This is a genomic window from Streptomyces sp. NPDC003011, from assembly GCF_053591515.1.
The window spans coordinates 1-6,995 of the sequence record NZ_JBSFTY010000165.1; the positions used below are offsets into that span (position 1 = coordinate 1).

The window sequence follows — 6,995 nt, forward strand, 5'->3', positions numbered from 1 at the left end:
CCCCTTGTACGACAGCGACGCACTCCCCACGGACGACCCTTCCCAGCCTGATCAACCAGAAGATCATCCCACCGGTCAGCCAACGTGACAGTGCCATCAGGATTCCGTGCACTTACGAACACGGCCCGTCTTCGGCAGATGTTCACCGCTGGCCGCTCCGCGGACTGGCACCCGTGGTCCTACGCCGCGCCTCCGGGGGCCTCGCCGGTACGGCGAGCGGGACCGCGCTCAGGGTCTCGCCGGGGCGCGGTCCCGCCTCGTTGTTCAGGTGTCAGGGCCGCAGGGTCAGCACGAAGAAGCCGGAACCGCTGTGGCGGAGCCCAGGCCGTCGCCGCCGGGGACGTGCCGGGTGAAGCGGTAGCACTGACCGACCGTTGTGTCCGGGCTGGACAGGAGGATGGAGACGGTCACCGTGTCTGCCCTGCGCACCGCGCTCTTGACGTCGTAGGAACGCAGCCGTCCCGTGGGATCCAGGGCCTTCTGCACTCCGGCTCGCGTCAATTCCTCGGCATACATGCTGGAGATGCGCGTCTGCGCGAGGCGTACCAGACCGCCGATCGCGGTGCCCGGACGACACACACCGTCGTCCCGCTCGGAAACCCGCGACGTCCAGGCCTGGCCGGGGCGATGGGTGAAAGTGAAGACGAAGCAGCGGGTCACCTGGCCGGACCCTCCACCGGGGAGGATGGCCTTAGCATCGTAATGAGCAGATGATGCGGCCGTGGCGGTGAACTCGCGACGGGACGCATCGTAGGCGATCACGGGAGCTTCTGTATGCCGCCAGATGACGCCGGTTAGGGCGTCTGCGTCGGTGATACCGCTCGTCTCAAGCGCGCGGTGCGTGTCGCCCGCCCTGGCATGGGCCTGCTTCAGGATAGATGCGAATGCCCTGTCCCTGCGCTCACTGTTGACGTTCCCGTCGTGCCAGTGGCGATACCACAACCAGGAGACGAGGACGCCGAGAACGGTGATCAGCGCGATCAGGACGGTCAGACAGCCGGTGGTCACGAGACGGTTCGCCCGTCTCGTGACCACCGCACCGCCGGTTCTGTCAGGTCCCACTAGCTGCCTTTGTATCCGATATCGGCCAGCCGCTGTTCCATGACCCGGGCGTAGCCCGCGGTGCCGGCATTCTTCGGGTGGAACGACTCCAGGCTGGCACAGACGTTCTCGCCAGGCCAGGGCAGGCACGGGGCCTGGTTGGCGGGGTCTCCGGCATGGAAGTCGCCGTCACCGTTCGGGCCGGCGACGACACGGTTGATCCACTCGTCGCTGTCACAGATCCCGTGTCCCTGAAAGGCAGGTATCGCATCGGCGAAGGCTACCCTGGTTCCGGTCTTGCTCAGCTCCGCCACCTTGGCTTTCTGCTTGTCTCGGACGTAATCGGCTAGCTGATTCAGGGCTTGGTTCCCGGCTGTCACGCACACCTCGTCATTGACCAGGCGCGGGTAGCCCATGAGGACGATCTGCGCGTTCGGCGCGGCGGCCGCGATCTGGCCGATGACTGTCCCGGTGTCCTCGACCGCCTGGTCAACCCTGCCCGTGTAGTCGGCCGGGTCACACACGACGAAGATGACGTAGCAGTTTGTAACGGCGTTGGTGAAGTTGTCCCCGTCGTTGCCGCCAATGGTCAGCATCACCAGCGTGGTGTCCGGGCTGAGGACACCGGAGTCGATCTCGCTCTTCTCGCGGTAGTTGCCCATCTTTCCCCATGGGACGGGATCTCCCGTGGTTAGCTGCGAGGTTTTCGCGCCGGAGCAACTGACGTCCAGGAAGTCGACGGTGGCGCTCCTGTTGTTCGACAGCTCGCCGATGCTGGTGCTCTGACCGGGCAACTTCATCTTGCGGGGCCAGGAGTTGTCGCTGCGCCGGCACGCGTTCCAGGTGCTCTTCCCGTGGCCCCTGTCGGACTCGGGTGAGTAAGCCCCGGCGCCTTCGCCGGAGGTGTAGGAGTCGCCCATGGCGACGACCATGTGCTTCGGCTTGCCCGCCAGCGGCTGGAAGGCGACGGCGTCCCAGGCGACATCCTCGTCCGCAGTGCCGTCGTCGGTAGTGTTCGTCAGCTCCACCCGCGGGGTGCCGGTGAAGCGGTAAACGCCGAGTTCGACCCAGGTGTTCTTACTGAAGCGAGTGTTGACATAGCGGTGACGGTCACCGCCCGCGACTCCCTTGATCACGTAGTGGGCCTGCTGGGTGTGCGCCCCGGTGTCCGGTTGGTGCGCGAAGACGCGGGCCCACTCGACACCGCGGTCGAGGGTCCAGGTGCCGTCGATGGTCATCCGGCCGCCGGGGCCGCCGAGATGCGCGGTGTCACGGGTGTGCGTGTACCAGAAGTGGCCGCCGTGCCCACCGCCGATCTGGTGCAGGTCTCCCTTGGCCTCGAACGGGCCCAGACCCGGTCCGGTCGCCGCCGGGTTGGGGTGGAACGTGAACTGGAAGTTCCCGGCGTCGGTGCCGGACGATCCGCAGGAACTGTAGGTGTCGACGTTGTCGGGGACGGACTCCACGATCAGCGCCCCTGCGGGAGCGGCGCCGCACTCCGGCGTGCCGTGCTTGAGCCGAGTGCCGCGGCCCGGTTCCTCGCGCAGCGTGACGTATTTGATGCTCTCGTTGCCGCAGTCGGCGTCACAGTTCGCCTTCCACGTCACGTTCGAGCCGCGCCACCAGTACTTTTCGTAGCACGCGGCGTCGGGGCAGTCCGGTGGGTTGGCGGCGTTGCAGTTGTTAGTCGCGTTGCAGAACGCGTCCAGCGGCGGCTTGACCCGGTCGCGCTGGCCCGGGTTGATCCACCAGGCGGGCCGGAAACCGGCGGAGGAGAAGCCGGACTCGCCGGGCCAGTCCTGGCGCCCGTCGGTGGAGTAGGAGTAGCCGGTGTCCATGGACCAGGCCGCCCAGCCCATCACCTTCTCCTGGTACGGCCAGTTCTGGGGCTTCGCGGCGTCACGCGGGTCGGACATGAACGGGTGCCGGGAGGGCGGGTAGGACGGGTTGGCGGGGTTGTTGTACCAGCCCAGGCCCCACGGCTTGCCGTCACCCTTGTTCTCGTTGAAGCCGAGGTTGTAGTTCCACAGCGCGGCGAACCAGTTCTCCGGCTTCGACGGGTCGTCGTTGTTGACGGTGATGGTCTGCCCCGCGGTGTGCACCTGGTTCCACTTGTCCGCGAGGATGTACATCGACGCGGCGATGTTGACCGCGTAGTCCAGGGCCACGGCCTGCTGCTTGGCCGGAGGCAGGGACGTCTCGTTGGGCTTCTCAAGGCCGGCGAGGCGCATGCCGTCGGTGACCTGGCCGACTCCGTAGCCGCAGTCCGACTGGTTCCAGTTGATCCTCCAGTAGGCCTCGGAGGTCTCCCCCTTGTGCCCGTAGAACCCGGCGATCGCCGCCTGTGGGTTGCCCATCTGGCCCGGGATGGCGCCGCCTTCGGCCTGCCACAGGTTCGACTCCTGGGCGAGTACGCCCAGCAGCACCTGCGCGGGGATACGCGCGCCGGCCTTCCCCTTCAGTGTCGGGGCCGGGAACAGTCCCTGCGGGTCGACGGTGCCCAGGCCTGAGCGCCAGCCGCCCTGCTTGATCCACTTGGAGCGCAGCTCGCCGCGGATCGCCATGTTGACGGCCCACTCGACCTGGTTCGGAGTGGGCTGCAGCGCGAGCTGCTTGATGTCGTTGCGCGGGATAGAGCACCAGCGGTCGGTGTCGACCGGATTGTGCGGGTCGGCCGCCGCCTGTGCCGCCCGCCCGCTCTTCTCGGGTGTCCGCCCGCTCTTCCCGGCTGCGGGCAGGGCCGGAGAGAAGGACTCCTTCCCCGTGCCGCTGGTCGTGTCGGCGACCGTCTGGGTGATCTTCTCACCGGTTGCCGTCGCGACACTGGTGACGGTTGGCGCCGCGGGATCCCCGTCCGTGGGGTCCTGGGACGTGCGCACCCGGGGTGAGGGTTCTGCCTTGGTGAAACCCTTGCCCGCGTTCGCGATCCGGTCCAGGCCCGTACGCACGCCGGGCATGAGCACGGGGTCGACGGCCAGTCGGCCGTGGCTGGATACATCCGTATCCGCCGGAACGTCCAGGCGTGCCACCGCAGTACCCGCGAGCTTCTCATGCGTCGTGTCCCCAGTGAGGAATGCCCGGCCCCCGGTGCCCTGTTCGAGGGCCAGGTCGCCGAGCTTCCCCGATGCGAGCGTCGACGGCGTGCCCCGGCCCTTCCACAGCTTGGCACGGGCCGTGCTGCCGCTGCGGTCGAGGAAGGCGATTCCCGTGCGGGTGGGGCGGATATCGAACGGCACACTGTCGGCGGCGGCCAGCTTCCGGAGCTTCCTGTCCGCCGGGTCGACGTGCACCAGGTGACGGTCGCGTGCCGCGACGAGACCGTCCTTCGTGGGGACTGCGGAGGTGATCTGACCGGTGACCGTGGTATCGGTGGTCGTTTTGCCGCTGGTGTCGACGGTGATGAGCCGGCTCTTGTGGTCGCGGAACGCGGTGAACGCGGCCGTCCGGGTTTCGGGGTTGCACGACGGGTCGAAGTAGGCCAGCGAGCCGGTGAAGGGCAGTTTCGTCACCCGGCCGGACTTCAGGTTGACGACCGCGGTGAACGCCCCGCCCTGCATCAGATCCGGCTTGTTCGTGAACGTGCGCGGCGCATACACGACCGCAGCGTGATCACGGTCCATGACGCAGGAGTTGCCGATCCACGAGTCCGCCGGCATGCCGGGCTCCGCCAGCGTGGCAACGGTCCGCCACTGGTAGGCATCCTTGCTGTCCGCCACGAGAACCTTGAAACCGCCGCTGTCCGCAGCAGTGGTCACCGCCCGGTCCGCCGAGGCCTTCCACCCCCTCCCGAGCCTCTTGCCGGGATCCGGCACACGCGTCGGCGCGTCAGACGACGGACTGCCGGACGGCGTCGGCAAAGGCCTTGAGCCGGGAGGGCTCGAGTCGGCGAACGCCGGGGCGGCATGTATGAGCCCGGTCAGGACGGCTGTGCCGGTGAGGCCAGCCAGCGCTGTCCGGACGGTTCTGGATAATCTCAAGTGGAACGTTCCTTCCCGAAAGTACGGAATACGGCATTACGCGGCGAACCGGCGTCCCGCGGACCGATGGCGGGGTCATAGGGCGACCGCCTACCGCCAGCTGAGGAACGCAAGCGGCGAGTGCACGACGATCGGACGTGCGGAGGAGTCGCTCGTGAGCTGTGTCTGCTGCGTCGCAACTCCGGGAACCCGCCGGCTCAGAACCCGCCCGCGGGCTCTCGCCGATGCAGACGAGGGGCATCTGTCCGGGCGGGAAGACTTTGGTATCCGTCCTCATCAGAGGTCGTCGACGTGGTCCGCGCAGGCACGGTTTGCACGCAGGCGGGAAGCCACCGCAGACCCGTACAGGTGAGCAGGGTCTGCGGCGGTCCGGTAAAGAGGCCGGCTGCCAGCTCTAGGTAAACTGGAACGAGGCGTTCTCGTTGTAGACGTTCTTGAAGCGGTCGATGTGCTGATAGGGGCCCATGACGTCCTGAGCCCCCTTGTAGCCGCTGTTGAAGTAGACGCGGGCCGTGTACTTGTAGTGGAAGTTCTCCCCCGAGGCGGCATTGTTCTTCACTCGCTGAAGCGACCCAGGCCACGGACTGCTGGCGCCGACATTGCAGAACTTCAGCGGATGCGCGTGGCCGTCACCAGGTCTTAACTCGTCGAAGTTGTAGACCGGGTAGAGAACGTTCCGCCAGGACCCGCCCTGCGCCGAGTTGTACCAGAGCGTGAACTTGAACGTGGTCGTTCCGGGCTGGTAGCAGGCCTCCACGCTTTGGAGGTTCAGCATGTCACCGGCCGGGTTGGCGGCCTGGGCGCCATGGGCGCCGGTCAAGGCGAGGACGATGGCCGTGCTTGAGGCGACACCCAGCGCGGTCATTCTCCGCATCTGCATCTCTTCCCTCCGTTCAGGTGACGGGGCCGGCCTTGGCAACGGCCGACTTGATGAGTGCCTTTTCCCGGTTCAGTTCGTGCAAGTGCTCCGCGATCGCGGCTGTCTGGAGGGCCGCTTCGGCGTCGAACCAGACCTTCTCCACTTGGTGCTGGTCCCGGCATGCGACATCCGCGACGGCGGTGTCCTTCTCGGCCTGGCTGATGTCGTCGGGGCCGGTGGAGAATCTCACGTCATCGCTGGCATCCATGGGCTTGGCGTAGGTGTGGCCCTTGGACTTCATACAGGCCGACCAGTTGGCGAACGCTGCCTTCACCTTCGGGGCGTCCAGGGACTGCTTGTAGGACTCACCGCTGATCTGGTCCACCAGAGCAGACTGCTGGAGAGCGGGCGCCGCGCCATCGGCCTGCGAAGCACAGCCCTGGAGAACACCTTGGTCAGCTTCACCGGACTGGTCCGCAGCAAGGGCCTCGTCGTATGCGGACTGTCGCTCCGGATCGGGGTGATAGCCGAACTCCCCGGCCAGCTCGGCATCGTGGATGCCATAGCGCCAGTCCGTCAATGTGGTCCCGCCCACGGTGGGCAAGTCAGGTGCCGGCTTCCAGTCCGGGAAGCCCGCCTGGACCATGCACTCTCTGATCGCTGTGTCACGGGCCGACGAAACCAGACGCTGCTCTGCCTTCGTAGGCATGTACGCCTCGATGGGCAGCTTCCATGTCGCCGGATTACCCGGATCCCCCACGGAGGCCGTCGCTGCCGTGTCCTGCACCACCGTGCGCGGAGACGGGGCGGCAGACTCGCTGCCGTGCGCACCGGGTAGGACCGCGAGCACCGTACCGCTCGCGGCAAGCGCCGCTAAAGCGGGCACCGCCACCTTCGTTACAGTCTTCATGTGGTTCCCCCTTTCCTGTCAGCAGACAAGCGGGGGACGCCAAGCGAGTGCGCTACTGCGCGTGAGCGATCCCCCGCAGATGATCACACCTAGGCAGGACTGCCGATTCTGTCGCTCTAGGGCCTGTGTGATGTCGTGATCAATCAGTCGCCTTCAGCAGGTCGTTGATCCAGATCATGGAGGCGCGGAGATAGAGGCCGGCGAGGTA

General features: G+C 66.8%; 4 protein-coding genes. All 4 read right to left on the reverse strand.

Going from position 1 to position 6,995, the window contains the following annotated elements:
- Positions 1-285: 285 nt before the first annotated feature.
- The 4 genes from ACWD0J_RS40735 to ACWD0J_RS40750 all read right to left on the reverse strand — a co-directional run bounded on the left by ACWD0J_RS40735 (position 286) and on the right by ACWD0J_RS40750 (position 6,787).
- Complete coding sequence (locus tag ACWD0J_RS40735) at positions 286-1,008, reverse strand: hypothetical protein (RefSeq protein WP_451500913.1); 723 nt, start codon at positions 1,006-1,008, stop codon at positions 286-288.
- A 53-nt stretch (positions 1,009-1,061) separates the two neighbouring features.
- The gene (locus ACWD0J_RS40740) at positions 1,062-4,796 is read right to left on the reverse strand and encodes an SGNH/GDSL hydrolase family protein (RefSeq protein WP_451500914.1); all 3,735 of its coding nucleotides are present in this window, start codon (positions 4,794-4,796) and stop codon (positions 1,062-1,064) included.
- 616 nt (positions 4,797-5,412) lie between these two features.
- Entirely contained in the window at positions 5,413-5,898 is a 486-nt protein-coding gene (locus tag ACWD0J_RS40745; RefSeq protein WP_451500915.1) for a hypothetical protein, read from the reverse strand.
- 13 nt (positions 5,899-5,911) lie between these two features.
- Positions 5,912-6,787, reverse strand: coding sequence for a hypothetical protein (locus ACWD0J_RS40750; protein WP_451500916.1), 876 nt, complete (start codon positions 6,785-6,787; stop codon positions 5,912-5,914).
- Between the last annotated feature and the right edge of the window lie 208 nt (positions 6,788-6,995).

What these genes read in the sequence shown, in the direction of transcription:
- ACWD0J_RS40745 (WP_451500915.1), bottom strand. Translation starts at nt 5,898, where the DNA reads ATGCAGATGCGGAGAATGACCGCGCTGGGTGTCGCCTCAAGCACGGCC.
- ACWD0J_RS40750 (WP_451500916.1), bottom strand. Translation starts at nt 6,787, where the DNA reads ATGAAGACTGTAACGAAGGTGGCGGTGCCCGCTTTAGCGGCGCTTGCC.